The organism is Blastococcus sp. SYSU D00695 (assembly GCF_054050555.1).
The window spans coordinates 128,804-155,683 of the sequence record NZ_JBJGZP010000002.1; the positions used below are offsets into that span (position 1 = coordinate 128,804).

Genomic DNA, 26,880 nt, shown 5'->3' on the forward strand with positions numbered 1-26,880 from the left:
GCCCCGGGGCTCAGCCGGCCAGCGGACGGCGCCCCCGCCGGCGGCCGAACGCCCGGCGGACGCGCCGCCAGCGGTCCGGCGTCCGCTCGGCGTCCAGCAGCTGCGTCGTGGCCAGCAGGCGGCCGACCGGGCCGAGCTCCCGCGGGGAGAAGGGCACCAGCGACCGCCCGGTGGGACGGCGCAGCTCCTCGATCGCGGCGACGAGCGAGCCGCCGTGGCGCTCCACCGCGGCGGCCACCTCCCCGGGGGCGACGTCGAGGTGCTCGCCGAGGAGCCGGTCGCGCATGCCGGTCACCGCCGCGGCCAGCGCCTCCCGGTCGGGGGACCCCGGGTGCACCTCGATGCTGAGGTCGCACTCGGTGTCCAGCCCCATGGAGCGGTTGTTCAGGTTCGACGAGCCGATCCGCAGCAACCGGTCGTCGACGACGGTCACCTTCGCGTGCACGTACACCGGCCGCCGCGAGGCGGTGACCGGCACGTACATGCGGAAGCGTCCGTACCGGTCGGCCTGCCGCACCGTCTCCAGCAGCGCCGTGCGGGCCGAGCCCATCGCCTGCTCCTCCACCCACCCCCACGCCTCGTGCGGGTTGAGCACCACGAACTCGGGACCGTCGGGCTCCTGCAGCCGGGCGGCGATCGCCTCGGCGACCCGGCGGTTGGCGAAGTACTGCGTCTCCACGTACACGCTGCGCCGCGCGCCGGCGACGACGGCGAGCCAGAGCAGCTCGATCTCGTGCACGAGCATCTGGCCGCCGTGCTCGGGCCGGGTCCGGGAGACGGCGACGTCGACGCCGGTCAGCAGCGGCTCGACGCCCTCGGGCCAGCACGGCTCGACGCCGGTCACGGGCTCCAGCCGCTGCCCGGTGCCGCTCTCCCACCGCTCCCGGGCGAGGTCGCCGATCGCCCGCGCCGCCGGTCCGGACACCAGGCTGGTGACGTCGTGCCACGGCCCCATGTCCCGGTGCGTGCGGGGCCGCGCGCGCCGGCGCTCCCGGTCCCGGTGCTCGCCGGTGTCCCAGCGGTCGGCGGTGACGTCGATGCCGCCGGCGAACGCCAGGCAGTCGTCGACCACCACGATCTTCTGGTGGTGCGCGCCGCCGACCGGGTGGGAGGTGTCGACGGTGACGGTCAGCCGGTCCGGGGAGCGCCGCCCGAGCAGCACGATGGGCACCAGCCCGCGGCCCAGCCCGTAGACCATGCCGAGGTCCCACATGAGGACGCCGATCTCGAGGTCGGGGTTGGCGCGCACCGCCGTCTCCAGCACCCGGCCGAGCCGGTCGTCGCGGGCGCGGCCCGGGCCGCGCGGGTCCATCCGGATCCGCGGGTCGAAGTCCCAGCCGATGAGCAGCACCCGCCGGCGCGCGGAGAGGACGGCGGCCTTGAGGGTGGCGAAGTAGTCCGCGGCGTCGACGAAGACGGCGTAGCGGTCGGCGCGCTCGACCCGCCAGCACGTCTCCCCGGGCACCAGCAGCCGGGCGGGCCCCTCCGGCCCGGCCCCGTCCCCGCCTCCCACCCCGGCGGGGTCGCGGGGCGCCGGGACCCGCAGGCCGGGCGGGGTGGTGGTACCGGAGCCGTCGGGGTGCACCCGCGCATCCTGCCCCCGCGACCGGCCCTCCTCACGGCCGGTCACCCGGACGGGCCGGGCGGGGACCCCGGTCGCGGGGGTGCGTGGCGGGGGTCAGGCGCGGCCGCGGCGGGGCGGGCCGACCAGGCCCGCCACCGTCGCTCGGGTGCCCCGCTCGCGCAGCGAGGTGAGCGCGTCGGTGTAGGCGGCGGCGAGCCGCTCGTCGGCGGCCAGGTCGCCGAAGACGTCGGGGTCGTCGAGGAACGCCAGCGGCTCGGCCGCCTGGCGGTCGGCGCGGGCGCCCAGGTCGGCGGCGCGCGGATCGGCGAGGGCCAGCGGCAGCCCGGCGTCGTCGGCACCCTCGGCGGCGCGGGCCCACGCGGCGAGCACCGCGGCCGAGCGGCGGATCTCCCCGCCGCGGGCCAGGTTGTCCCGCAGCACCGGCAGCAGGAACCGCGGCACCCGGTCGGAGGCGTTCTCCCGGATCCGGTCGAGGGTGTCGCGCACCTGCGGGTTGGCGAACCGGCCGACCAGCTCGGCCTTGTACCGGCGCAGGTCGACGCCGGGGACCGGGGCCAGCGTCGGGGTGGCCTCCTCGTCGAGGTAGCCGCGCAGGAACTCGCGGAACAGCGGGTCCTGGCAGGCCTCGTGCACGTACTCCAGCCCGGCCAGCCGGCCCAGGTGGGCCAGCACCTGGTGGCCGGCGTTGAGCAGCCGCAGCTTCATCTCCTCGTAGGGGGCGACATCGGCGACCAGCTGCACGCCGACGTCCTCCAGCGGCGGCCGGCCGGCCGGGAAGGCGTCCTCCAGCACCCACTGCGTCCACGGCTCGCAGACCACCGGCCAGGCGTCGTCGACGCCGAAGCGGCGGTGCAGCTCGGCGCGGTCGGCGTCCGTGGTCACCGGGGTGATGCGGTCGACCATGGAGTTCGGGAACGCCACCTCGGCGGCCACCCACTCCCCCAGCCCCGGGTCGCGCAGCGCGGCGAACGCGGCGAAGCTGCGCCGCGCCAGGTCGCCGTTGTGCGGCACGTTGTCGCAGGAGACGACGGCGAACGGCGGCAGCCCCCGCGCGCGGCGCCGCACCAGCGCCTCGGTGACCAGCCCGAACGGCGTCCGCGGGGCACCGGACCGCAGGTCGGCGACCACGCCGGGCGCCGTCGCGTCGAACTCTCCGGTGGACGCCGAGGTGTTGTAGCCGCCCTCGGTGACGGTCAGGGAGACGATCCGCGTGGTCTCCGCGGCCATCCGCTCGACGACGGCCTCCGGGTCGTCGGGTGCGAACAGGTACTCCACGACCGAGCCGACCACGCGGGCGTCGAGGAAGCCGTCGGGGTGCTTGACCACGAGCGTGTACAGGCAGTCCTGGGCGGCCATCACCTCGGCCATCCGGCGGTCCCCGGGCAGGACGCCGACGCCGCAGATGCCCCAGTCCTGGGCCTGCCCGGCCTCCAGCAGCCTGTCCACGTACAGCGCCTGGTGCGAGCGGTGGAACCCGCCCACGCCCAGGTGGACGATGCCCGGCCGCACCGCCGCCCGGTCGTAGCGCGGCGTCCACACCGACGGCCCGAGCGTGCGCAGGACGGAGGCGTTCAGCCGCGACATGCGCGCCCCCTACCCGCCGCGGCGGCCGGTGCACCCGTGCGCGGCTACCCGGCGGCCGGCAGGCGCTCGTGGGTGAGCCGCAGGTCGTCCTCCCACGGGCCGCCGTCGCGCGACATGGTGCCGCGCGCCTCGAGCCGGCTGCCGTCGGCCGCGATCGTGACCACCATGCGCTGGGCGAAGCCGGCCGCGTCCCGGTGCCAGGACACCTCACCCGCGCCGACCTCGACGGTGTAGTGACGGGAGACGTCCCGCTCGTCGAAGTACAGCATCGTGAGGGTGCCGGCGGCGTCGTCGGAGCCGAACACGGCGACACCGCTGGGGATCGGGGGCTCGTCGATCTCCGAGCGCATCACGACGAAGGCGCCGCCCTCGTGCCACGCGAACGACGTGCGCCCGTGGAAGGTCCGTCCCGGCAGCAGCGGGTGCGTGCCGGTGGTCCGCCACTCGCCGACGAGCGGCGCCAGCGGTTCCAGTGCGGGGTTGCGGTGCCGGGCCTCGGGGCCGATCGATGCCGCCATCCCGCGCATGCTGCCACTCGGCGGTCCCCGCCGGGGGCCGCGCGCCGGGCGTCCGGGACGCCGCGCCGATCGGACTTCCCCCGGGGCGGGGCCGGGGCCACCATGGGGCTGCCTCTGCTGCTCGACTCCCGCTGCAGGAGGGTCCTCGTGACAGCTGTCGTCCGTCGCCGGCCCCCGCGCCGCCCCGGCGCCCGCGCAGGCCACGCGTCCGCCCGGTGGACGCCGCCCCCGGCGCCCCGCAGGACCCGTCCCGCCGGCGGGGAGGCACCGCGATGACCTCCCTGGCGCCCCGCCCCATCGTCAGCCGCCCCGGGGCCCAGCCGGCGCCGGCCAAGGGCTCGCGGCTGTCGAACCTGCTGCGGACCACCGACCACAAGACCATCGGCCTGATGTACCTGGTGACGTCGTTCGTCTGGTTCATCGCCGGGGGCCTCATGGCCATGCTGATGCGCGGGGAGCTGGCGCAGCCGGGGCTGCAGTACCTGTCCCCCGAGCAGTACAACCAGCTCTTCACCATGCACGGCACGATCATGTTGCTGCTCTTCGCGACGCCGCTGTTCTTCGCCTTCGGCAACCTGATCATGCCGCTGCAGATCGGCGCACCCGACGTCGCCTTCCCGCGGCTGAACGCCCTCTCCTACTGGCTGTTCCTGTTCGGCGGCCTCATCGCCGCCGGCGGGTTCCTCACCCCGAGCGGCGCGGCCGACTTCGGCTGGTACGCCTACGCGCCGCTGTCGGACGGCGTCAACTCGCCGGGCGTCGGGGCGACGCTGTGGTTCTCCGGCCTGGCGGTCGGCGGGCTGGGCACGATCCTCGGCGCGGTCAACTTCATCGCCACCATCGTCTGCCTGCGCGCGCCGGGCATGACCATGTTCCGGATGCCGATCTTCACCTGGAACTCGCTGGTCACCAGCCTGCTGGTGCTCTTCGCGTTCCCGATCCTCGCCGCGGCGCTGCTGGTGAACCTGGCCGACCGGAACCTGGGGGCGCTGGTCTTCACCCGCGAGAACGGCGGGGCGATGCTGTGGCAGCACCTCTTCTGGTTCTTCGGCCACCCCGAGGTCTACATCATCGCGCTGCCGTTCTTCGGCATCATCACCGAGATCATCCCGGTCTTCAGCCGCAAGCCGCTGTTCGGCTACAAGGGAATGGTCGGCGCGACCCTGCTGATCGCCGTCCTGTCGGTCGCGGTCTGGGCGCACCACATGTACGCCACCGGCGCCGTGCTGCTGCCGTTCTTCGCGTTCCTCACCTACCTCATCGCGGTGCCGACCGGCATCAAGTTCTTCAACTGGATCGGCACCATGTGGCGCGGCCAGCTGACGTTCGAGACACCGATGCTGTGGTCGATGGGCTTCCTGGTCACCTTCCTGCTCGGCGGCCTCACCGGGGTGCTGCTGGCCAGCCCGCCGCTGGACTTCCAGCTCAACGACAGCTACTTCGTCGTCGCGCACTTCCACTACGTGGTGTTCGGCACCGTAGTGTTCGCGGCGAACGCCGGCCTGGCGTTCTGGTTCCCCAAGCTGTGCGGCCGGTTCCTCGACGAGCCGCTGGGCAAGCTGCAGTTCTGGCTGACCTTCGTCGGCTTCCACGGCACGTTCCTGGTGCAGCACTGGCTGGGCGGCGAGGGCATGCCGCGCCGCTACGTGGACTACCAGGCCGACGACGGCTTCACCGCGCTGAACACCGTCTCGACGATCTTCTCGTTCGTGCTCGGCGCGTCGATCATCCCGTTCCTCTACAACGTCATCCGGTCGTGGCGGCACGGGCAGCCCGCGCTGCGCGACGACCCGTGGGGCCACGGCAACTCGCTGGAGTGGGCCACGTCCTCGCCGCCGCCGCGGCACAACTTCCTGGAGATCCCCCGGATCCGCTCCGAGCGGCCGGCGTTCGAGGCGCACTACCCGCACCTGGTCGAGCGGCTGCACCGCGAGGCGCACGTCGGCCAGCGGCACGAGCCCTACGCCGGGGTCTCCGAGATCGGCGGCACCGGAGGGCGCCGCCAGGGCCCCAACGACCCCGACCCCACGTAGGCGGACGTCGCCCGGCCGAGGAGGTCGCCATGCAGTGGGACGAGCGCGATGCCCGGGCCCTCGCCGACCTGGAGCAGGAGCTGATGGAGCCTGCCGTGCGGCGCTTCCGGCGCCGCTGGTGGGCCGGGACCGCCGCCGCCGGCGTGCTCGCGGCCGGGGCCCTGGCCGTGCTGGGGCCCGCCGCGTTCCCGCTGCTGCTCGTCGCCATGCTCACCGGCGGGCTGCTGCTGGTCGCCGGCATCAGCGAGCCGCCCGCCGTTCCCCGCGACGGTGAGCAGGCCGCCCCCGCCGGGCGTGCCACCCCGCCGGCCGCTCCCCGCCGGCGCGCCGCCACCGCGCAGCGCCGGCGGGCCCGGCATCAGCCGCGCGGCTGCAGCACGAAGTCGTAGCGGGCCGACAGCCACGGGACGTCGCTGCGGCCGCCGTCCGGGGTGGCGCCGGGTCCCCGCTCCTCGAAGCGCACCACCAGCTCCTGCTTGGTGCCGAAGACGACGTCGCTGTCGAGGTACGCCGCCCCCTCCTGGAACAGGTGGGTGACCAGCGGCTCGAAGCCCTCGACGTCGAGCAGGAAGTGGACGTGCGCCGGCCGGAAGTGGCTGATGTCGGTGCGCGCGATGAGGTCACCGACCGGACCGTCCATGGGGATCGAGTAGCCGCGCGGGGCGATCGTGCGCACGCAGTAGGCGCCGTCGTCCCGGGTCCGGTAGACGCCGCGCAGCCGCGCCTCGTCGACGTCGTCGTGCTGGGACTCGTACAGGCCCTCCGCGTCGGCCTGCCACACGTCGAGCCGCGCACCCGGCACCGGGGCGCCGGCGGGGTCGCGGACCGTCCCGTGCACGTACAGCGGCACGCCGTCCGCGCCGTCGGCCATGTCCCCGCCGAACCCCAGCTCCGGCGACCCGGCGATGTGGAAGGGGCCGAGCACCGTGGCCGGTGTCGCGGCCGGGTCCAGCCGGTGGTTCATCTGCACGACCAGCATCGACAGCCCGAGGACGTCGGAGGCGAGGATGAACTCCTCCCGCTTGTCGCTGCTGATCTGGCCGGTGCGGGTCAGCCACCGGATCGCGGCCATCCACTCGTCCTCGGTGAGCCGGACCTCGCGGGCGAAGTCGTGCAGGTGGCGCACGAGCGCGGCCATGACCTCCGCGGTGCGCGGGTCGTGCGCGGTCCGCCACCGCTGCACGGCCAGGTCGGTGATGTTGTCCTCGGTGACGAGGTCCACGGCTCCTCCAGCGGGTCGTCGGTGGGCGGGGGTCAGGGCGTGAGCACGAGCCGGCGGGACGCCGTGCCGGCCGCCTGCCGGTCCCAGGCGGCGGCGACGTCGGCCATCGGGAGCTGCTCGGACTCCACGGCCAGCGCGCCGTCGGCCGCGGCCGCGAACACCGCGTCGAGGGCGGCGCGGCGCTCGGCGGGGGTGAGCGTCACGTTCGTGTAGCCCAGCAGCTCCGCGGAGCGGCTGCGCAGCACCGCGGAGGAGAACTCGGCCGTGTCCCCGGACGCGCCGCCGAGGTTCACCAGCCGGCCGCCCGGCGCCAGCACGCGGGCGGCGGCGGTCGCGGCGGTGCCGCACACCGGGTCCACGACGACGTCGGCGCCCTCGCCGCCCAGGGCCTCGGCGAGCGCGGCCGCCAGCGCGGCGGGACCGACGGCGAGGTCCCCGGCGAGCGGGACGACGACGTCGGCCCCGGCGCGCGCGGCCCGCTCCCCCGCCCCGGCCGACCGGCAGACGGCGACGACGCGGGCGGCGCCCAGCAGCCGGGCCGCGCCGACGGCGACCTGGCCCACGGCACCGCCGCCGCCGAGGACGACCACCCGCTCGCCGGCGCGGAACCGGCCGCGGGCGGTGAGCGCCCGCCACGCGGCGACGGCCGACATGCCCAGCGCCGCCGCCTCCACGTCGGCGACGCCCGCCTCGATCGGCACGACCATCGCGTCGGGGACCGCGCACCGCTGGGCGAGGCTGCCGTCGCCGGGGGCCCGCCCGGCGGTGGTCTCGAAGAACACCCGCGTGCCCGCGGCCAGGGTCGCCGACTCCTCGACCACGCCGACGCCCTGCGTGCCGGGCACGTAGGGACAGGCCGGCGTGCCGAAGTACGACGTCCCCGACGCGCACAGCACGTCCAGCGGCACGATCGCCGCCGCCGTCACCGCGACCAGCGTCGTGCCGGGCCCGCGCCGCGGGCCGGGGTGCTCGGCCCAGGCCGGCGTCGTCCCGGGCGCGGTGAGGACGGCGGCGCGCACGGGGTCAGCCCTGTGCCGGCCGGTCGCCGGGCAGCGGCGCGGGCTCGTAGGGGTCGGGGGCGACCGAGCGGTTGTCCAGGTCCACCGACAGGAACACCTCGTTGGCGACCGGGTGGCGCAGCTCCTCGGCGAGCTGGCCGATCAACCCGGCGGTGCGGGCCAGCAGCGCGAAGCCGCGCAGCAGCTCCAGCGGCAGCCCCAGGTCGGCCAGCGCCGCGCCGCAGACGCCGGCCCCGTTCAGCGGCAGGGTGCGCCCGAGCACCTCGGGGTGGACCCGGCCGATCGCGGCGAACAGCGACAGGTGCGGGCCGACCAGCCCCTCCTCCGCGGCGATCGCGAACAGCCGCGGGGTGCGCGGGTCGCCGTCCTTGTGCACGTGGTGGCCCAGCCCGGGCACGAACCGGCGCGCCTCCCGCTGGGCGCGCACGGTCTCGAGCGCGAGGGCGTCCCACCCGGCGTCGTCGGTGGGCAGCTGCGGGGCGGCGGCGAGCACGTCGTGCAGGAAGCGGCCGCAGTCCTCGGTGACGCCGAGGAACCGGGAGCCGCCGCCGAGCAGGCCCGCGGCGATCGCGCCCTGCACCGAGTCCGGCGCGGACAGGTGGGTCAGCCGGGTGACGATGGCGGTCGGGGTGAAGCCGTGGTCGGCCAGCGCGGCCAGCACCGCCTCGAACACGCGCGTCTGGCCGGGCGTGGGCCGGCGCTGGGTGGCCAACCAGAACGCGAGCTCCCCGAACCCGACGGTGCCCATCACGTCGCGGGCGAGGTCGGTGCCCAGCAGCGTGATCGACTCCCGGGTCGAGGCGCCCAGGGCGGTCGGGTAGCGACCCTCGGTCACGGGCCCTCCTCGGGGGTGGCCAGCCAGCGGCGGATCTCGTCGCCGTGCTCGTCGACGCGCGGCGGGGGCAGCCGGTAGCCGGCCGGGGTCTCGGAGAAGCGGATCGGGTGGCGGATCGAGGGCACCGCGGCGTCCCCCTCCCCCACGGTCACCACCGGGTCGAGGCCGACCTCCGCCGCGAAGGCGACGCCCTGGTCGACGGTGTTGATCGGCCCGCAGGGGACGCCCGCGCCGATGATGTCGCGGAACCACTCCAGCTTGGTGCGCGTGCGCAGCCGCTCGACCAGCAGCGGGCGCAGCTCGTGCCGGTGCGCGGTCCGGTCCTCGTTGCGCCGGAAGCGCGGGTCGTCGGCGAGCCCGGGCACGCCCAGCACCTCGCACAGCCTCCGGAACTGGTTGTCGTTGCCCGCGGTGACGATCAGCTCGCCGTCGGAGCACGGCAGCGGCTCGTACGGGAACAGGCTGGGGTGGCTGTTGCCCATCCGGAACGGGACGACGCCGCCGGAGACGTACGCGCTGGTCTGGTTGACCAGCCCCGACATGGCCGAGGCCAGCAGGCTGACCTCGACGTGCTGCCCGCGGCCGGTCTCGTGCCGCGCGTTGAGCGCCGACAGGACGCCGATGGTGGCGTGCAGCCCGGCCATCACGTCGAACACCGCGACCCCGGCGCGGTACGGGTCCCCGCCCGGGTCGCCGGTGAGGCTCATCAGCCCCGAGATCGCCTGCACGATGAGGTCGTAGCCGGGCAGCGACCGCCCGCCGGGCGCGCTGCCGAAGCCGCTGATCGAGGCGTAGACGACGGCCGGGTTGGTCGCGGCGACGCTGTCGTAGTCCAGGCCGAAGCGGGCCAGGCCGCCGGGCTTGAAGTTCTCCACCAGGACGTCGGCGCGGCGGGCGAGCTCGCGGGCGGCGGCGACGTCGTCGGCGTCGGTGAGGTCCAGCGCGACCGAGCGCTTGTTGCGGTTCACGCCCAGGTAGTAGGTGGACACCTCCCCCTCGGGGGTCGGGCGCACCGGCGGGGCCCAGGTGCGGGTGTCGTCCCCCGCGGGCCCCTCGACCTTGACGACCTCGGCGCCCATGTCCGCGAGCAGCATCGTGGCGTACGGGCCGGCCAGGATCCGGGAGAAGTCGGCGACCAGGAGCCCCGACAGCGGGCCCCGTGCACCTCCCGCGGTCTCGTCCGTGGTCATGTGCGCGCGCGTCCCTCCGCCGGTCGTCCACCGCCGGGCGGCCGGTGAGCGGACGCCCGTCCGGCGGAGTCTCGGCGCGTCCCGCCGAGGCTGTCAACCGTGGCCCGGAGCCGCTTGACGGGTGACGCAGGTCACGCCAGGGTGGCGGCCACGTCGCGCCCGTCCGCACAGCGGACCGGCGTCCGGCCCGCCCGCCGAGGAGGAGTCCCCATGAGCGACCCGACCACCGAGGACGGCCGTCCCGTCGTGCTGCGCGGCGGCACCGTGCTGCCGATGGACGACGCCGGCAGCGTGCTGACCGCCACCGACGTGCTGGTCGCCGACGGGCGGATCGCCGCCGTCGGCCCGGCGCTGGAGGTCCCGGCGGGCACCCGCGAGATCGACGCGACCGGCGGCGTGGTGCTGCCCGGGATGATCGACACGCACCGGCACATGTGGCAGACGGCGATGCGCGGCTACGGCGCCGACTGGACCCTCACCCAGTACTTCGTCTGGTACTACCTCGAGCACGGCAAGCGGTTCCGCCCGCAGGACATCGCCGCGGGCAACCGGCTCGCGGCGCTCGAGTCCCTCGACGCCGGGGTGACCACCACCGTCGACTGGTCGCACAACCTGCAGACCGTCGAGCACGCCGAGGCCGCCCTCGACGCGCTGCGGTCGGTCCCCGGCCGGTTCGTGCTCGCCTACGGCAACATCCAGGCCGGCCCCTGGGAGTGGACCGCCGACCCGGGGGTCCGCTCGTTCCTGGAGCGGCTGCGCGACGAGCGCGACGACATGATGGGCGTGCAGATCGCCTTCGACGTCACCGGCGACCCGGCGTTCCCCGAGCAGGCGGCGTTCGAGGTGGCCCGCGACCTCGGGATCCCCGTCACCACCCACGCCGGCGTCTGGGCGGCGACCAACGACACCGGCATCCGGCAGATGTACGACGGCGGCTTCATGACGCCCGAGACCACCTACGTGCACGCGGCCACCCTGACCGCCGACAGCTACCAGCGGATCGCCGGCACCGGCGGCTCGATCTCGGTGGCCACCGAGTCCGAGTGCAGCGCCGGCCAGGGCCACGCCCCCACCGAGCAGGTGCTGCGGTACGGCATCCCGGTCTCGCTGTCGATGGACACCAGCGTCTGGTGGAGCGGCGACATGTTCTCCGCGATGCGCGCGACGCTCAACGTCGACCGGATGAGCGAGCACATGGACGCCCACCTCGAGGGCGAGACGATCACGCACCTGCGGCTGCGCGCCCGCGACGTGGTCGAGTGGTGCACCCGCGGTGGGGCGCACACGATCGGCCGGGACGGCGACCTCGGGCGGATCGAGGTCGGCCGCAGGGGCGACGTCGTCCTGCTGAAGAACGACCGCTCGCCGGTGTCCTTCCCGCTGCTGAACCCCTTCGGACACGTCGCCTTCCAGGCCCAGCGCGCCGACGTGCACACCGTGCTGGTCGACGGGCGCGTGGTGAAGAGCGAGGGCGAGCTGGTCGGCGCCGACCTGGCCGCCGCGCGCCGGGAGATCGAGGACACCATCGACCACCTGCGCGGCGAGATCGGCGAGGAGGCGTGGCAGGCGGGGATGTTCCCGGAGAAGCCCGAGGCCGAGGCGGAGATCCTCGACAACCCGTACCAGTACAGCGACTACCGGGACGAGTCCAAGCGCGCCGGCGGCGAGGACCGCGTCCTCGGGCGGTGAGCGACCGCCGGGGAGGGACGGCGAGGGCGGGCCGCGGCGCCGGCCCGGACTTCGTCGAGGCGCTGGCGCGCGGCCTGGACGTGCTCGCCTGCTTCGGGCCCGCGCCCCGCGCCCTGTCCCTGTCGGAGGTGGCCGCGGCCGCCGGGCTCGCCCGCCCCACCGCGCGGCGGCTGCTGCTCACACTGGTGGAGCTCGGGTACGTGCGGTCGGGTGCCGCCGGCTTCGAGCTGACGCCCCGGGTGCTCGACCTCGGCATGGCCTACGTCGGCTCGCTCGGCCTGTGGGACGTCGCCCGGCCGCACCTGGAGGAGCTGGTCGGCCGGACCGGCGAGTCGTCCTCGATGGCCCAGCTCGACGGCTCCGACATCGTCTACGTCGCCCGCGTGTCGGTGCCGAAGCTGATCGCGCTGCGGGTGGAGATCGGCACCCGCTTCCCTGCGGCGCAGACCTCGCAGGGGAAGGTGCTGCTGGCCGCGCTCGCGCCCGACCGGCTGGACGCCGTCCTCGCCGAGCCGAGCCGCGCGGGTCTACCCGTCCCCGCCGGTCGTACCCGGCAGGAGCTGCGCGAGGAGCTGACCGGGGTGCGGGCCCGGGGCTGGGCGCTGGCCGACGAGGAGCTCGCCCCGGGGGTGCGGTCGGTGGCGGTGCCGGTGCGGGACGGCACCGGCGCGGTGCGGGCGGCGATGAACGTGACCGTGCACGCCGCGGAGACCTCCACGCAGCGGCTGCTCGACGAGCACCTCCCCCGGCTGCTGTGCGCCGCCGGCGAGGTCAGCGCCGACTGGGCCCGCTGGCAGTCCCGGCCGCACGCCGAGCTGCCGCGGGCCGCCGCCGGTCCACCGCGGCCCGCCGCCGGCACCGGGTGAGCGCGGTCAGCGGAGGTCGACGAACCGTTCGACGTCCCGCGGCCGCCCGGCGATCACGATCTCGCACCCGTATCCCAGGACGGTGTCCGTGCCGGCGTGCGTGTGGCTGCTGCCGCCCTCCGGCTTCACCGACACCACCGTGACCCGGTGCTTCGAGCGCAGCCCCGACTCGCCCAGCGGGACGCCCACCAGCTCGCGTGGTGGCGTCGTCTTGGCGAACACCCACTCCGGGTCCAGCTCGACCCAGTCCAGCAGCCGGCCGGAGACCAGGTGTGCGACCCGCTGCCCCATCTCGTACTCGGGGAACACGACGTGGTGGGCGCCGATGCGCTCCAGGATCGCGGCGTGCTGGCGGCTCAGCGCCTTGACCCAGATGTCGGCGACCTGCAGCTCGGACAGCAGCGCCGTGGTCAGGATGCTGGCCTCCAGGTCCGTCCCGATGGCGACGACCGCCCGCCGGAAGTCGGCGACGCCGATCTCGTTGAGCGCGTCGACGTCGGTGGAGTCGGCGACGACCACGTGGCTCAGCTGCCCGGACAGCCGCTGCACGATGTCGGGCCGGTTGTCCACCGCCAGCACCTCCGTGCCGTTGTGGACGAGCTCCAGGGCCAGGGCGGTGCCGAAGCGGCCCAGGCCGATGACGACGACGGGGTCGGCGGGACTAGCCAACGACGGTCCTCTCCTCGGGCAGCCGGTACCGGCGCGCGCTCACCCGCAGGGCGAGCCCCGACGCCAGCGTGAGCGGCCCGATCCGGCCGACGAACATCAACACGACGAGCAGCACCTGCGCCGCCGGCGGGAGGTCCGGCGTGATGCCCGTGGACAGCCCCACGGTGGCGAACGCGGACACCGCCTCGAACAGCAGCCGGTCGAAGGCGACGTCGGCCAGCGCCCGCAGCAGGAAGGTGGAGGCGACCACCAGTCCGATGCCGAGCAGGGCCACCGACAGCGCCTGCCGCTGGGTGGCCACGGGGATGCGGCGGCGACCGACCTCCACGTCCGGGTCGCCGCGCATCTCCGCCCACAGGACGTAGGCCAGGATGCCGAACGTCGTGACCTTGATGCCGCCGGCGGTCCCGGCGCTGCCGCCCCCGATGAACATGAGCACGTCGGTGAGGAACAGCGTCTCCGGTCCCATCGCGCCGATGTCGAGGTTGTTGAACCCGGCGGTGCGTGGCATGACCGCCGCGACGAAGGCCCCGAGCACCGCGGCTCCCGGCCCCAGCGACCCCAGGGTGCGCGGGTTGCGCCCCTCGGCCAGCAGCATGCCCAGGGTGCCCACGACCAGCAGCGCGACGGTGACCAGCACCGTGACCCGGGTGAGCACCGACCAGGTCCGCGGCCGGCGCCACGACCGGGCCAGCTCGAAGACCACCGGGAAGCCCAGCCCGCCCACGATCACGGCGGCGGAGACGGTCAGGCTCACCCACGGGTCGGCGACGTAGCGGACCAGGCTGTCCGCGTTGAGCGAGAAGCCCGCGTTGTTGAACGCCGAGACGGCGGTGAAGACGCCGTCGTAGACGGCCGACCCCACCGAGTGCTCGCCGATGACGACGAACCGCACGGTCAGCACGGCGGCGGCGACCGCCTCGCACGCCAGGCTGAAGGCGAGGACGCGGCGCAGCAGCCGCCGGATGTCGGCCGCCGACAGCGCCTTCGTCTCGGCCTGGGCGACCAGCCGCGCGCGCAGCCCCAGCCGGTCGGACACCAGCAGCGCGAACAGGGTCGCCAGGGTCATGATCCCGAGGCCGCCGGCCTGGACGAGCAGCAGGATGACGACCTGGCCGAAGCCCGACCAGTACGTGCCGGTGTCGACCGTGGCGAGGCCGGTGACGCAGACGGCGGACGTCGCGGTGAACAGGGCGTCCATCACGGAGGCGCGGTCCGGGCCGGCGGTGGCGACCGGCAGCGAGAGCAACCCGGTGCCCACCGCGACCGCGAGGGCGAAGCCGGCGGCGATCGTGCGGGCCGGGTGCCGGGTCACCCGCCGGGCCGCCCCGGTGCGCGGGCCCCGGTCCCGCGCCCGGGGCACGGGTGTCCTGCCAGGAGGCGGTGGAGCGGGCACCGCGTCACCCTGGCACAGGGACCTGGGGGCCCTGCCCGGCGTCCGGCGGCCGTCACCCCAGGGAGGTGACCGCGGCGGCGAGGCGCTCCCGGGCGCCGGCCAGCGAGGGGCCGTACCAGGTGAGGTCGCGGCCGGACACCAGCGCGACCGGCGTCCCGGGCAGCGCCTCCGGCCCGTCGTCGGCGGCGAACCGGTAGGGCTCGTCGGGCAGCAGCACCGCGTCCGCGGCCGCCCGGATCCGCTCCGGGGTGGTGTGCGGGTACCGGTCCTCCCCGGCGCCGAAGGCGTTGACCAGGCCGAGGCGGGCCAGCACGTCCCCGGCGAAGGTGCGCGGGCCGACGACCATCCACGGGTCCCGCCAGATCGGGACGGCGACCCGCCGGCCGGCCCCCGCCGGCGGCGGTGACGACCAGGCGGCCGCGGCCCCGGCCAGCCACCCCGGCTCGGCGACGGCCAGCGCCTCGGCGAACAGCCGGCGCAGCGAGGCCAGCGCCTGGTCCACGGACTCGACGACGGTCACCCAGACCGGGATGCCGGCGGCCCGCAGCCGGTCGACGTCGAGCCGGCGGTTCTCCTCCCGGTTGGCGACGACGAGGTCCGGCGCGAGCGCGGCGACCGCGGCCCGGTCGGGGTTCTTCGTGCCGCGCACCCGCGTGACGTCCAGCCCCGCCGGGTGGGTGCACCAGTCGGTGGCGCCGACGAGCCGGTCGGGCACGGTGACCGCCAGGGCCTCGGTCAGCGACGGCACGAGGCTGACGACCCGGCGCGGGGGTGCGGCCAGCGGCACCGGCGTCCCCAGGTCGTCGACGACGGTCACTCCCCGAAGTCCCCCGCGGTGCGGCGCAGGTCGCGGAGGATGTCGATGAGCTCGCGCATCCGGTCGTTGCTCAGCTCCGGCGCCCGGAACACCTCGTTGATGCGGGCGGTCGCCCGGGCGGCCAGGGCGCGGCCGGCCTCGGTGATCTCGACGAGCACCCCGCGGCCGTCCTCGGGGTGCGGGCGGCGGCGCACCAGCTCGGCGGCCTCCAGGCGGCTGGCGGCGTTGGTGACGCTCGCCGGGTGCACCTGCAGGCGGGCGCCGGCCTTGGCCATCGGCAGCGCGCCGGTGCGGGTGAACGACAGCAGCATGAGCAGCTCGTACCGGGCGAAGGTCAGTTGCAGCGGCCGCAGCACCTCGTCGACCCGGGCCTGCACGATCGCCTGGGCCCGCATGATCGAGGTGACGGCCTCCATGCCGACGGCCGCGTCCGACCAGCCGTGCTCGCGCCAGTGCCGGGTCGCCTCCGCGACGGGGTCGAAGGGCAGGGAGGGCGTGCTCACGGCGGCCATCCTCCCGCAGCCGGCTGGAACTCCTCGGTCCGGCCCGCCACCCGCCCACCGGCCGCCGCCCCCCGACCGGCACCGAGCCCGCCGCGCCGCGCCCCACGCCTCGTGCGGTGTTCCTCGCGCTCCCGCGGTGCTGCAGGACCGCGGGAGGACGAGGAACACCGCAAGAGGCCACCCTCGGACGAGCCCAACGCCCGCCGCGGCGCCTCGCGGGTGTTCCTCGGGCCTCGACGGTCCTGCAGGACTCCCGACGCGCGAGTTCGACCCGCAATGGGTCCCCCGACCGGGCCTGGGCTCGACACCCGCAGGCAGGCGCCGGGGCCGGGGCCGGACCGGGGGGCGGCTACACCGAGCGGCGGTAGCGGCCTCCCACCTCGAAGAAGGCCTCGCTGATCTGGCCGAGGGAGCACGCCCGGACGGCGTCCATCAGCGCGTCGAAGACGTTGCCGCCGGACATGGCCACCTCGCGCAGCCGGGCCAGCGCGGCCGGGGCCTCGTCGGCGTGCCGGGCGTGGAACGCCTCCAGCCGGGCCAGCTGCGACTTCTTCTCGTCCTCGGTGGCGCGCGCCAGCTCCAGCGGGCCCGCCGACTGCTCGTGCCCGGCGGGGTCGAGGAACGTGTTGACGCCGATGATCGGCAGGCTGCCGTCGTGCTTGCGGTGCTCGTAGATCATCGACTCGTCCTGGATCCGGCCGCGCTGGTAGCCGGTCTCCATCGCCCCGAGCACGCCGCCGCGCTCGGCGATCCGGTCGAACTCCTCGAGCACCGCGGCCTCGACCAGGTCGGTGAGCTCCTCGACGATCGCCGAGCCCTGCAGCGGGTTCTCGTTCTGCGCCAGGCCCCACTCGCGGTCGATGATCATCTGGATGGCCAGCGCCCGGCGGACCGAGTGCGCGCTCGGCGTCGTGACCGCCTCGTCGTAGGCGTTGGTGTGCAGGCTGTTGGCGTTGTCGTAGATCGCGCACAGCGCCTGCAGCGTGGTGCGGATGTCGTTGAAGTCCATCTCCTGCGCGTGCAGCGACCGCCCGGACGTCTGCACGTGGTACTTCAGCTGCTGCGCGCGCGGGCCGGCGCCGTACCTCTCCCGCATCGCCACGGCCCAGATCCGCCGGGCGACCCGGCCGATCACCGTGTACTCGGCGTCCATCCCGTTGGAGAAGAAGAAGCTCAGGTTGGGCGCGAAGTCGTCGATCGTCATGCCGCGGGCGAGGTAGGCCTCGACGTAGGTGAAGGCGTTGGCGAGGGTGAAGGCCAGCTGGCTGATGGGGTTCGCCCCGGCCTCGGCGATGTGGTAGCCGGAGATCGACACCGAGTAGAAGTTGCGCACCCGGTGGTCGATGAACCACTGCTGGACGTCGGCCATGCAGCGCAGCGCGAACTCCGTGGAGAAGATGCAGGTGTTCTGGCCCTGGTCCTCCTTGAGGATGTCGGCCTGCACGGTGCCGCGGACGGTCGACAGCACGAACGCCCGGATCTCCTCGGCCTCGGCGGCGTCGGGTCCGCGCCCCTCCTCCGCGCGGAACGCCGCCACGCGCTGGTCGATCGCGGTGTTGAGGAACATCGCGAGGACGGCCGGCGCCGGGCCGTTGATGGTCATCGACACCGAGGTGCTGGGCGCGCACAGGTCGAACCCCGCGTAGAGCTCGCGCATGTCGTCGAGGGTGGCGATCGAGACGCCGGAGGTGCCGACCTTGCCGTAGACGTCGGGCCGCAGCTCGGGGTCGCGGCCGTAGAGGGTCACCGAGTCGAACGCCGTCGACAACCGGGTCGCGGGCTGGCCCTCGCTCAGCAGCCGGAACCGCCGGTTGGTGCGGAACGGGTCGCCCTCACCGGCGAACATCCGCGCCGGCGCCTCGCCCTCGCGCTTGACCGGGAAGACCCCCGCGGTGAACGGGAACGCCCCGGGCAGGTTCTCCCGGCGCAGGAACCGCACGAGCTCCCCGTCGTCGGTGGTGCGCGGGAGCGACACCCGGCGCACCTTGGTGCCCGACAGCGTCTCCCGGGTCAGCGGGACGGTGATGTCGCGGCCGCGGACGGTGTAGGTCAGCTCGTCGCCGGAGTACTGCTCGACCGTCGCCGGCCAGCGCTCCAGCAGGCCGGCGACCTCGGGGTGCAGCTCGGTGGCGTCGGCGGCCGCCCGGGCCGCGGCCGCGGCGTCGCCGTCCAGCACCTCCGCGGCCGTGCTCAGGTGCTGGCGGCGGCGGGCGAGCGCCGCCTGCTCCTCGGTGGTCCGGTGATAGCCGCGCACCGTCTCGGTGATCTCGGCCAGGTACCGCGACCGGGACGGCGGCACGACACCCGACAGCCCGGTGGAGGTGCGCACGTCCACGCGGGGCAGGACGCCGTCGCCGACCGCCAGCCCCCGCTCCCCGAGCAGCCCGAGCAGGTGCTGGTAGAGCGCGGTGACGCCGTCGTCGTTGAAGCGGGCCGCGCTGGTGCCGAACACCGGCATCGACTCCCACGGCTGCCCGAACGCCTCGCGGTTGCGCACCATCTGCCGGGCGACGTCGCGGCGGGCGTCCTCGGCGCCGCGGCGCTCGTACTTGTTCACCGCCACCACGTCGGCGAGGTCGAGCATGTCGATCTTCTCCAGCTGCGAGGCGGCGCCGAACTCCGGCGTCATGACGTACAGCGAGACGTCGCTGAACGGCACGATCGCCGCGTCGCCCTGCCCGATGCCCGGCGTCTCGACCACGACGAGGTCGAACCCGGCCGCCCGCACCGCGGCGAGCACGTCGTCCAGGTGCTCGGGCACCTGCGCGCCGGCGGTGCGGGTGGCCAGCGAGCGGAAGAAGGTGCGGTCGCCCTCGACCGTCTCCTCCAGCGCGTTCATCCGGATGCGGTCGCCGAGCAGTGCGCCCCCGCCGCGGCGGCGCGTCGGGTCGACGGCGAGCACGGCGACCCGCAGCCGGTCGCCCTGGTCCAGGCGCAGCCGGCGCAGCAGCTCGTCGGTGAGGGAGGACTTGCCCGAGCCGCCGGTGCCGGTGATGCCCAGCACCGGCACGGTCCGCGCGGCGGCGGCCTCCCGCAGCGCGGCGGCGAGCTCCGGGGCGCGGCCGGCCTCCAGCACGGTGACCGCGCGGGCCAGCGCGGCCCGGTCGCCGGCCAGCACCGCGGCGGCGTCGGGCGCGGTCGCCGCGAGGTCGACGTCGCACTCGCGGACCAGCTCGTTGATCATCCCGGGCAGGCCGAGCCGGGCGCCGTCCTCCGGGGAGAAGATCCGCACCCCACGCTCGCGCAGCAGCGCGATCTCCTCGGGGACGATCACCCCTCCCCCGCCGCCGAACACCCGCACGTGCCCGGCGCCGGCGGCGGTCAGCCGCTCGTGCAGGTAGGAGAAGTACTCGACGTGCCCGCCCTGGTAGGAGGAGATGGCCACCCCCTGGACGTCCTCCTCCAACGCGGCCCGGACGACGGCGTCGACCCCGCGGTCGTGGCCCAGGTGCACGACCTCGGCGCCCTGGCTCTGCAACAGCCGGCGCATCACGTTGATCGCCGCGTCGTGGCCGTCGAACAGGCTGGCCGCGGTCACGAACCGGACCGGGTGGGTGGGCACGTGCAGGCGCGGCTGGTCGTTCGGCGGTGCGGTCACGGCGCTCTCCCCGGGAAGTGGACGTCCGCCACACCCTACCGCCAGGTAGTTGGACGTCCACGGAAGTCCGGCTCGACCGATCGCGGTGGATCCCGGCATGGTGCCGGGAGCGCAACCGGAGGACGATGGCGGGATGCAGAGCGCGGAGCGCGACTACTCTGGGCGGCAGGCCGCCGAGCGGGCCGCCGAGCGGGCCGCCGAGCGGGCCGCCGAGCGGGCGACGGAGGCCGGCGAGCGCACCCGCGAGCTCGCCGACCGGCTCGAGCAGCTGACCGCCGGGCGGTTGCCGTCCGCCCGCGACGCCGCGGTCGCGCGGGAACGGGCCGAGGCCTCCGCCCAGCGGGCGCGGGAGGCGCACGCGCGGGCGGTGGCCGGTCACCGGCGGGCGGCGCGCAGCCACACCGCGGCCGCGGTCGCGCACGAGGAGGCGGCCGGCCACGGCATGGGCGACGTGGCCGAGCACCTGCGCCGAGCGGCGGCGCACCGGGCCGAGGCGGAGGCCGACGAGGCCCTGGCCGCCGCCGAGGACGAGTCCACCGCGAGCGAGCCGGTCCCGGGCCGCCCCACCACGCCGGCCGCGGAGGCCGACCGGTGAGCGGCCCCCCGGACGAGGACCGCCCCCTGTCCGCGCTGTTCCGCGGCGCGGCCGGCTCGTCGCCGGCGCAGAACGCCCTCGAGGAGCTCGCCGAGCTCAGCGTCGCCCACGAGGAGCTGCGCGTCGCCGAGGCCGAGATGCGCCGGCAGCGCGCGCAGATCGAGGAACTGCTCGGCCGGCACCAGACCGACCGCCGCTGGCGCACGCACCTCGCGGCGCTGGTCCCCGTCGGGCTCTGCACCACCGACGGGACCGGCAAGCTCCTCGACGCCAACCCGGCGCTGGCCTCGCTGCTCGGGGTGGCGCTGGAGCGGCTGCACGGCAAACCGCTCGCGGTCTACCTCGCCCCGGCCGGCGTCCTCGGGTTCCGCGCCGCGCTGCGGGACCTCGGGTCCGGGCGGCTCGGCGAGCACCGCGCGACCGTGGACCTGCGCACGCGCGAGGGTGAGGTCGTGCGCCGCGAGATCCTCGGGTTCGGCGAGACCGCCGCCGCGCGGGCCACGGACGCGCGCGTGCAGTGGCTGGTCCTGCCGGCCGACGGCGCCGCCCGACCGGCGACCGCCGCGACCGGGGACGACGCCCCGGGGGACACGCTGGGTCCGGCCGCCGCCCTCGCGGAGCTGACGGCCCTCGGCGTCGCCGACCACGACCGGCGCAGCATGCTCGCCCGGATGGCCGCGGTGGTCCGCAGCGCGGTCCCGGGCGCGCACTGGACGAGCATCACCATCGGCTCCCCCGCCGAGCCGCAGTGGCTGGGCAGCGACTCCCCCGAGGCCCAGCACCTCGACGGCCTGCAGGTGCGGGCGCAGGAGGGCCCCTGCTGGTCCGCCCACGCCGAGGGGACGACGGTCGTGACCGGCCACCTCGCCACCGATCCCCGCTGGCCGCGGCTGGGTCCCCTGGCCGCCGGGAGCCCCGTGCGCAGCGTCCTCGCGGTGCCGGTCCACGGCGGCGACGGGCAGGCCGGCGTGCTCAACGTCTACGCCCGCTCGGAGGACGCCTTCGGCGGCGACGCGCGGCGGCCCGCCGAGTTGGCGGCCGCGGCGATGACGGCGGTGCTGCAGAGCGTCGCCGAGCGCGAGTCGCTGCGCGCCCTGGCCGCGAACCTGGAGCGGGCGCTCACCTCGCGGGCGGTCATCGACCAGGCCAAGGGGGTCCTCATGGCCCGCCTCGGGGTGTCCGCCGACAACGCCTTCGCCCGCCTGGTGGCGTTGAGCAACCGCCTCAACGTGAAGGTCCGCGACCTGGCCGCCCTGGTGGTCTCCGGGCACGCCGACGAGGTCATCGCCGCGGCCCGGTGAGCCGAGCGACCGCCTCGACGTGCCGGTCCGCGGCACCGGGCCCCGGGCGGCGCGCCGTCAGCCGTCGATGGGGTCCATGAGCACGACGGCGCCGCTGCGCTCGTCGGGCCGCTCGGAGAAGGCGCTGACCGTGACCCGGACGCGCACCGGCCGGCCGCGCCGGTTCACCGCGTCGAGCTCGGCGGTCTCGTGCTCCGGCTCCTGGCCGGCGACCTGGCGGCGCAGCAGCGGGTGCAGCTCGGAGACCGGCAGCCCGATGTCCAGGTTCAGGACGTACTGGCCGACCACCTCGTCCTGCCGCATGCCCCACAGCTCCTCGGCGGCGGCGTTCCACACGAGCACCCGCAGGTCGGCGTCCACCACCACGACCCCGGCCCGGAAGCTGCTCATCACCCCCGACATGAACTGGTTGAGGGTGCCGACCTCCTCGGTGCTGACCCGCAGCTCCTCGTTCGTCGAGTGGAGCTCGTCGTTCATCGACTGGAGCTCCTCGTTCATCGTCTCGAGCTCCTCGTTGGTGGACTGGAGCTCCTCGTTGGTCGTCTCCAGCTCCTCCACCGTCGACTGCAGCTCCTCGTTGGTGGTCTCGAGCTCCTCGTTGGTGGACTGCAGCTCCTCGTACGCCGTCTCCAGCTGCCGGTTGGCGTACTCCAGCTCCGTCTGCAGGCGCCGGTAGCGGGTGACGTCCTCGAAGACCACCGAGCTGCCCAGCAGGACGCCGTCCTCCCCGGACAGGGGCACCACCTGCACGTCGAAGACCTGCGACTCCTGACCGCTGACGTGCCGCTCCACGCCCCGCAGCCACACGTGCCGGCGGGACTCCAGCGCCTCGGCGATCGCGGCGCGCAGCTCCACGGGCCGGTAGGAGACCTCGAGGTCCTGGAACGGGCAGCCGACGTCGCGCTGGTCGAGCCGGAACAGCCGCTCCGCGGCGTGGTTGACCGCGGCCAGCCGGCCGTCGCCGTCGATGGCGAGCTGGGCGGCCGGCGCGGAGAGCATCGCCTCGCGGCGCAGCCGGGACAGGTCGCTCGCCGGACCGTCGAGGGTCTCGCGGACCAGCGCCTGAGCGCCCCGCCGGTCCGCCGCCCGGCCGCCGTCCCGCTTGCGGAAGAACCGCCGCGTGAGGTCGACCGGCACGAACATCTGCGGGTGGGACAGCAGCATCTCGGCCTTGCCCAGGAACAGCAGCCCGTTCGGGTTCAGCGCGAAGTGCAGCCGCCCGAGGATGCGGTTCTGGGTCTCGGCGTTGAAGTACATGAGCGTGTTGCGGCACAGCAACAGGTCGACGTGCGAGATCGGCGCGTCCTGGACCAGGTCGTTGCGCCCGAAGATCACCGACCGGCGCAGGTCCTTGCGGAACGCGAACCGGGAGCCCTCCGGGACGAAGTAGCGCTCGACCTGCTCGGGGGTCAGCCCGGCCATCTCGCGCTCGGTGTAGACGGCCTGCCGCGCCGCGGTCAGCGCGTCCTCGTCCACGTCGGTCGCGTAGATCTTGACCCGCTCCCGGAACTGGTCGGCCCCGAGGATCTCGGTGAGCAGGATCGCCAGGCTGTACGCCTCCTGCCCCGAGGCGCAGCCGGCGCTCCACACCCGGACCGTCTGCCCCGCACCGTCCAGCAGCTCCGGGAGCAGCCGGTCGCGCAGGTGGTCCCAGGAGCCCTGGTCGCGGAAGAAGCCGGTGACGTTGATCAGGATGGTGTTGAACAGCGGCGCGAACTCCTCGGGGTGGACCTCGAGGAAGTCCTCGTACTCGGCGAACGAGCCGATGCCCACCTCGCCCATCCGGCGGCGCACCCGGCGCACGAGGCTGGGCCGCTTGTAGCCGGTGAAGTCGAAGCCGCGGCGCTCGCGGAGGTACACCAGCAGGTCCTCGAAGGCGGGGTCGAGGCCCGCCGCCGCGTCACCCGCACCCGCCTCGGCCGCGTCGTCGTCCACGACCTCCGCGGTCGCGTCCTCCGGCACGTCGACGACCTGCTCGTCGGCCGCCTCGCCGGCCCCGGCGCCGGCCGGGGCCGTCCGCCAGCCGCCGACCGCGTCCTGACCCGCCACCTCGACCCCCTCCCTCTCCCGCACCGGCTCAGTCGCCGACGACCGGGTCCGGCAGCGATTCTCCGCTCAGCTCCCCCTTGTCCAGCATCGACCGCAGCAGCAGCGCCGCCTCCTGCGCCTCGTCGTGCCGGCGGCGGAACGTCGCCGCGCTGTGCCGGTGCCCGCGCTCGGCGGCGCGCTCGCCCATCCGCAGGCTGAGCGCCGCGCGCTCCTCCAGCCCGCGCAGGGCCATCCAGAGCGCGCTCTCGAGGGCCTGGCTCTGCTCCTCGGCGAGCGCCTCCGGTGACCAGGCGTGCCCGACCCGGCAGCGGTAGCGCTCCATGCCGCCCTCGGTGATCGAGAACAGCGCACCGTGGCAGCTCGGGCAGCCGAAGCCCGACGGGGTCCCCGGACGGTCGTCGGCGTTCATCGCGACGGGGTCGAGTGCGGCCATCGCAGTCTCCGTGTCCATGAGCTCGCTGGGCGGGGGCGGGTCGTCGTCGACGTCCTCGGTCAGGAGGTCGCACAGGAGGACGCCGAGCTCGGCCAGCGGGGCGACGTGGTCGGCGCCCCCGATCTCGAGGGCGTGCTGCGGCATGCTGCCGTACATCGCCTCTCCGGGGTCCTGCGCGACGGCGACGCCACCGCGGGAGCGGACGGCGACCACCCCCGCCGTCCCGTCGTCGAGGGCGCCGGAGAGGACGACGGCGACGACCCGCCGCCCGGCGGCCCGGGCCGCGGACCGGAACAGCACGTCCACGGCAGGGCGGTGCCCGTTCTCCCGCGGGCCGCGGGACAGCACGACGTGCCCGTCGGCCACCATCAGGTGCCGGCCGGGCACGGCCACCAGCACCGTCCCGGGCTCGAGCTCCGCGCCGTCGGTCGCCGACCGCACGGGCAGGGACGAGACGCGGCCGAGGATCTCCGGCAGCGCGCTGCGCGCGGTGGTCGGCAGGTGCAGCACCACCAGCACGGCCGCGGGGAGGTCCGGCGGCAGGGCGGCCAGCAGCTGCCGGAGCGCCTCGACCCCACCCGCCGAGGCCCCGACGACGATCAGGTCCCGCCGCGCCACACGTCGCTCCGATCCGCCCCGACGACCCGCGGGGCCCGGGCGCGCAGGCGCGCGGTCGGTCCGTCCCCCATCCTCCTCGCTCGGGGTGCCTAGCACCACGGCGGGGCGGCCGGGAGGAAGACGGAACCCCTGTGCACGCGGTACTGTCGGGCCGGGTCGAAGCCCCGGCTCGCGCACCACCACTCGGACCGTCGCCGGAGCTGCGCTTCCCGGGTGACGGGCCGGACGGGACCGCCGCCATGTCGCTCGCATCGATCCCCCTCCCTCCCCCGCACGTCCCCCCGCCGGGCATGCTGCTGTCGGTGGACGTGCCCACCGGCCGCGTCACGGTCGCCGGGGACCTCGACCACTGCACCGCCCCGCTCCTCGCCGGCGTCGCGGTACCGCTGGCCGCCGGCCCCGCGCGCGTGTGGTCGGTCGACGCCGGCGCGGTCGACTTCTGCGACGGCGGTGGGCTGACCGCGCTCCTCCTGCTCCGGGACGAGGCCTCGCTGAACGGCCGCCGGCTGCAGCTGGTGGCCGCCAGCCGGTGCGTCTACCGGATCATCGACCTCGCCGGCCTGGGCGACCAGCTGCCGCTGGTCCCCGCCGTCCCGCTGCGGGTCGTGTGACCGGGGCGGGACCCGGCGCCGGGGTGCGGCGCCGGGGCCCGCCCCGGGCGGTCACGCGTTGCGGGTGGCGGCGGCGGACTCCAGCCCGAGCTCGCGCACGGAGACCTCGCGCATCTCGACCTTGCGGATCTTGCCGGTGACGGTCATCGGGAAGGCGTCGACGACCTTGACGTAGCGCGGGACCTTGTAGTGGGCGAGCCGGCCCGCGCAGAACTCGCGCAGCGCCTCCGGTGTCAGCGGCCGGGCGCCCTCGCGCAGCCGCACCCAGGCCATCAGCTCCTCGCCGAACCGCTCGTCGGGGACGCCGATCACCTGGGCGTCCACGACGTCGGGATGCGTGTAGAGGAACTCCTCGACCTCCCGCGGGTACACGTTCTCGCCGCCGCGGATGACCATGTCCTTGATCCGGCCGACGATGTTGACGTAGCCCTCGGCGTCCATCACCGCGAGGTCGCCGGTGTGCATCCAGCGGGCGGCGTCGATCACCTCGGCTGTCTTCTCCGACTCCTCCCAGTAACCGAGCATCACCGAGTAGCCGCGGGTGCAGAACTCCCCCGGCGTCCCGCGCGGCACGGTCAGCCCCGTCTCGGGGTCGACGACCTTCACCTCCAGGTGCGGGTGCACCCGGCCCACGGTCGAGGTGCGCCGGTCCAGGTCGTCGTCCGCGCCGGTCTGGGTGGACACCGGCGAGGTCTCGGTCATGCCGTAGCAGATGGTCACCTCGGTCATCCCCATCTCGGCGACCACCCGCTTCATCACCTCGACCGGGCACGGCGAGCCGGCCATGATCCCGGTCCGCAGCGACGACAGGTCGTAGGAGGCGACGTCGGGCAGCGCGAGCTCGGCGATGAACATGGTGGGGACGCCGTACAGCGACGTGCAGCGCTCCTCCTGCACCGCGCGCAGGGTGGCGGCCGGGTCGAAGCCGGGGGCCGGGATCACCATCGTCGCGCCGTGGCTGGTGGCCGCGAGGTTGCCCATCCCCATGCCGAAGCAGTGGTAGTAGGGCACCGGGATGCAGATGCGGTCGGCCTCGGTGTAGCCGCAGCCCTCGCCGACGAAGAAGCCGTTGTTGAGCAGGTTGTGGTGGGTGAGCGTCGCTCCCTTCGGGAACCCCGTCGTCCCCGACGTGTACTGGATGTTGATCGGGTCGTCGGCGGACAGCTCCGCCTCCCGCCGGGCCAGCAGCCCGCGGTCGCCGGCCCGGCCGGCCTCCAGCAGTCGCTCCCACGCCGGGTCGCCGAGGAACACCACCTCGCGCAGCTGCGGGCAGTCCCCGCGGACCTCGCCGACCATCGCCCGGTAGTCGCTGGTCCTGAAGTCCGGCGCACTGACCAGCACCGAGATCCCGGCCTGGCGCAGCACGTAGGCCAGCTCGTGCGTCCGGTAGGCGGGGTTGATGTTGACCAGGATCGCGCCGAGCTTCGCCGTCGCGTACTGCACGAACGCCCACTCCGCGCAGTTGGGCGCCCAGATGCCCACCCGGTCGCCCTTCGTGACACCGAGCGCGTCCAGGCCCAGCGCGACGGCGTCGACCTCCGCGGCGAACTGCGGGTAGCTGAACCGGCGGCCGGTGGCGCACTCGACCAGCGCCTCGTGCTCGCCCACCCGGGCCACCGTGCGGTCCAGGTCCGCCCCGATCGTGTCGCCGAGCAGCGGCACGGTCGACGTCCCACTGGCGTAGGAGGGCACGGGCGGCTGGGCGGTGGTCATGGCGGGCCTCCGGACGACGACGGCAGCGGCGGTGTG

22 protein-coding genes are annotated in these 26,880 nt (G+C 75.2%); 7 read left to right on the forward strand and 15 right to left on the reverse strand.

Going from position 1 to position 26,880, the window contains the following annotated elements; genetic code table 11:
- Window positions 1-10: 10 nt before the first annotated feature.
- From ACI781_RS02115 to ACI781_RS02125, 3 genes are all read right to left on the reverse strand, one after another.
- On the reverse strand, window positions 11-1,585 hold the full coding sequence (locus tag ACI781_RS02115; RefSeq protein WP_456564425.1) for a phospholipase D-like domain-containing protein: 1,575 nt from the start codon (window positions 1,583-1,585) through the stop codon (window positions 11-13).
- A gap of 93 nt (window positions 1,586-1,678) precedes the next feature.
- Window positions 1,679-3,169: a mannitol dehydrogenase family protein gene (locus tag ACI781_RS02120; RefSeq protein WP_456564426.1), complete on the reverse strand. Its 1,491-nt coding sequence runs from the start codon at window positions 3,167-3,169 to the stop codon at window positions 1,679-1,681.
- Between the two features lie 44 nt (window positions 3,170-3,213).
- Entirely contained in the window at window positions 3,214-3,687 is a 474-nt protein-coding gene (locus ACI781_RS02125) for a hypothetical protein (RefSeq protein ID WP_456564427.1), read from the reverse strand.
- Between the two features lie 272 nt (window positions 3,688-3,959).
- Here ACI781_RS02125 and ctaD point away from each other — a divergent pair, with 272 nt between their 5' ends.
- Window positions 3,960-5,720, forward strand: a complete 1,761-nt coding sequence (gene ctaD / locus ACI781_RS02130; protein ID WP_456564428.1) for an aa3-type cytochrome oxidase subunit I — start codon at window positions 3,960-3,962, stop codon at window positions 5,718-5,720.
- A 29-nt stretch (window positions 5,721-5,749) separates the two neighbouring features.
- A complete protein-coding gene (locus ACI781_RS02135; RefSeq protein WP_456564429.1) occupies window positions 5,750-6,109 on the forward strand; it encodes a hypothetical protein in 360 nt (119 codons plus the stop codon).
- Here the strand turns inward: ACI781_RS02135 and ACI781_RS02140 are convergent.
- From ACI781_RS02140 to ACI781_RS02155, 4 genes are read right to left on the reverse strand one after another with little or no spacing between them, the layout of a single operon-like run.
- Complete coding sequence (locus ACI781_RS02140) at window positions 6,079-6,942, reverse strand: dioxygenase family protein (protein WP_456564430.1); 864 nt, start codon at window positions 6,940-6,942, stop codon at window positions 6,079-6,081. The two genes, ACI781_RS02135 and ACI781_RS02140, sit on opposite strands and share 31 nt — an antisense overlap.
- A 32-nt stretch (window positions 6,943-6,974) precedes the next feature.
- The gene (locus tag ACI781_RS02145; RefSeq protein ID WP_456564431.1) at window positions 6,975-7,961 is read right to left on the reverse strand and encodes a zinc-binding dehydrogenase; all 987 of its coding nucleotides are present in this window, start codon (window positions 7,959-7,961) and stop codon (window positions 6,975-6,977) included.
- 4 nt (window positions 7,962-7,965) lie between these two features.
- Window positions 7,966-8,796, reverse strand: coding sequence for a citryl-CoA lyase (locus ACI781_RS02150; RefSeq protein ID WP_456564432.1), 831 nt, complete (start codon window positions 8,794-8,796; stop codon window positions 7,966-7,968).
- Window positions 8,793-9,986 (reverse strand): CaiB/BaiF CoA transferase family protein, encoded by a 1,194-nt coding sequence (locus ACI781_RS02155; protein ID WP_456564433.1) that lies wholly within the window; start codon window positions 9,984-9,986, stop codon window positions 8,793-8,795. Before ACI781_RS02155 ends, ACI781_RS02150 begins: the two co-directional genes overlap by 4 nt.
- Window positions 9,987-10,196: 210 nt before the next feature.
- Here ACI781_RS02155 and ACI781_RS02160 point away from each other — a divergent pair, with 210 nt between their 5' ends.
- Window positions 10,197-11,675, forward strand: a complete 1,479-nt coding sequence (locus tag ACI781_RS02160; RefSeq protein ID WP_456564434.1) for an amidohydrolase family protein — start codon at window positions 10,197-10,199, stop codon at window positions 11,673-11,675.
- Entirely contained in the window at window positions 11,672-12,541 is an 870-nt protein-coding gene (locus ACI781_RS02165; protein ID WP_456564435.1) for an IclR family transcriptional regulator domain-containing protein, read from the forward strand. Before ACI781_RS02160 ends, ACI781_RS02165 begins: the two co-directional genes overlap by 4 nt.
- A gap of 6 nt (window positions 12,542-12,547) precedes the next feature.
- Here ACI781_RS02165 and ACI781_RS02170 read toward each other — a convergent pair whose 3' ends face one another.
- The 5 genes from ACI781_RS02170 to icmF all read right to left on the reverse strand — a co-directional run bounded on the left by ACI781_RS02170 (window position 12,548) and on the right by icmF (window position 19,524).
- Window positions 12,548-13,210 carry a potassium channel family protein gene (locus tag ACI781_RS02170; RefSeq protein WP_456564436.1) on the reverse strand — a complete coding sequence of 221 codons (663 nt, stop codon included), beginning with the start codon at window positions 13,208-13,210 and terminating at the stop codon, window positions 12,548-12,550.
- Window positions 13,203-14,573, reverse strand: a complete 1,371-nt coding sequence (locus ACI781_RS02175) for a TrkH family potassium uptake protein (RefSeq protein ID WP_456564437.1) — start codon at window positions 14,571-14,573, stop codon at window positions 13,203-13,205. Before ACI781_RS02175 ends, ACI781_RS02170 begins: the two co-directional genes overlap by 8 nt.
- Window positions 14,574-14,658: 85 nt before the next feature.
- A complete protein-coding gene (locus tag ACI781_RS02180) occupies window positions 14,659-15,423 on the reverse strand; it encodes a helical backbone metal receptor (RefSeq protein WP_456564438.1) in 765 nt (254 codons plus the stop codon).
- Window positions 15,420-15,926 (reverse strand): MarR family winged helix-turn-helix transcriptional regulator, encoded by a 507-nt coding sequence (locus ACI781_RS02185; RefSeq protein WP_456564439.1) that lies wholly within the window; start codon window positions 15,924-15,926, stop codon window positions 15,420-15,422. Before ACI781_RS02185 ends, ACI781_RS02180 begins: the two co-directional genes overlap by 4 nt.
- 349 nt (window positions 15,927-16,275) lie before the next feature.
- The gene (gene icmF / locus ACI781_RS02190; RefSeq protein WP_456564440.1) at window positions 16,276-19,524 is read right to left on the reverse strand and encodes a fused isobutyryl-CoA mutase/GTPase IcmF; all 3,249 of its coding nucleotides are present in this window, start codon (window positions 19,522-19,524) and stop codon (window positions 16,276-16,278) included.
- Window positions 19,525-19,657: 133 nt separating this feature from the next.
- Here icmF and ACI781_RS02195 point away from each other — a divergent pair, with 133 nt between their 5' ends.
- A complete protein-coding gene (locus ACI781_RS02195; protein ID WP_456564441.1) occupies window positions 19,658-20,119 on the forward strand; it encodes a hypothetical protein in 462 nt (153 codons plus the stop codon).
- A complete protein-coding gene (locus ACI781_RS02200; RefSeq protein WP_456564442.1) occupies window positions 20,116-21,420 on the forward strand; it encodes an ANTAR domain-containing protein in 1,305 nt (434 codons plus the stop codon). Before ACI781_RS02195 ends, ACI781_RS02200 begins: the two co-directional genes overlap by 4 nt.
- A 57-nt stretch (window positions 21,421-21,477) precedes the next feature.
- Here ACI781_RS02200 and ACI781_RS02205 read toward each other — a convergent pair whose 3' ends face one another.
- Window positions 21,478-23,469: a CheR family methyltransferase gene (locus ACI781_RS02205; RefSeq protein ID WP_456564443.1), complete on the reverse strand. Its 1,992-nt coding sequence runs from the start codon at window positions 23,467-23,469 to the stop codon at window positions 21,478-21,480.
- Window positions 23,470-23,497: 28 nt separating this feature from the next.
- Window positions 23,498-24,520, reverse strand: a complete 1,023-nt coding sequence (locus tag ACI781_RS02210; RefSeq protein WP_456564444.1) for a chemotaxis protein CheB — start codon at window positions 24,518-24,520, stop codon at window positions 23,498-23,500.
- Window positions 24,521-24,822: 302 nt separating this feature from the next.
- Here ACI781_RS02210 and ACI781_RS02215 point away from each other — a divergent pair, with 302 nt between their 5' ends.
- Window positions 24,823-25,131, forward strand: a complete 309-nt coding sequence (locus ACI781_RS02215) for an STAS domain-containing protein (protein WP_456564445.1) — start codon at window positions 24,823-24,825, stop codon at window positions 25,129-25,131.
- Window positions 25,132-25,182: 51 nt separating this feature from the next.
- Here the strand turns inward: ACI781_RS02215 and ACI781_RS02220 are convergent, their stop codons facing one another.
- A complete protein-coding gene (locus ACI781_RS02220) occupies window positions 25,183-26,844 on the reverse strand; it encodes an AMP-binding protein (RefSeq protein ID WP_456564446.1) in 1,662 nt (553 codons plus the stop codon).
- Between the last annotated feature and the right edge of the window lie 36 nt (window positions 26,845-26,880).

Excerpts from the sequence above, each read along its gene's own strand:
- ACI781_RS02220 (WP_456564446.1), bottom strand. The coding sequence starts at position 26,844 with ATGACCACCGCCCAGCCGCCCGTGCCCTCCTACGCCAGTGGGACGTCG.
- ACI781_RS02135 (WP_456564429.1), top strand. The coding sequence starts at position 5,750 with ATGCAGTGGGACGAGCGCGATGCCCGGGCCCTCGCCGACCTGGAGCAG.
- ctaD (WP_456564428.1), top strand. The coding sequence starts at position 3,960 with ATGACCTCCCTGGCGCCCCGCCCCATCGTCAGCCGCCCCGGGGCCCAG.
- ACI781_RS02120 (WP_456564426.1), bottom strand. The coding sequence starts at position 3,169 with ATGTCGCGGCTGAACGCCTCCGTCCTGCGCACGCTCGGGCCGTCGGTG.
- ACI781_RS02160 (WP_456564434.1), top strand. The coding sequence starts at position 10,197 with ATGAGCGACCCGACCACCGAGGACGGCCGTCCCGTCGTGCTGCGCGGC.
- ACI781_RS02195 (WP_456564441.1), top strand. The coding sequence starts at position 19,658 with ATGCAGAGCGCGGAGCGCGACTACTCTGGGCGGCAGGCCGCCGAGCGG.
- ACI781_RS02155 (WP_456564433.1), bottom strand. The coding sequence starts at position 9,986 with ATGACCACGGACGAGACCGCGGGAGGTGCACGGGGCCCGCTGTCGGGG.
- ACI781_RS02125 (WP_456564427.1), bottom strand. The coding sequence starts at position 3,687 with ATGGCGGCATCGATCGGCCCCGAGGCCCGGCACCGCAACCCCGCACTG.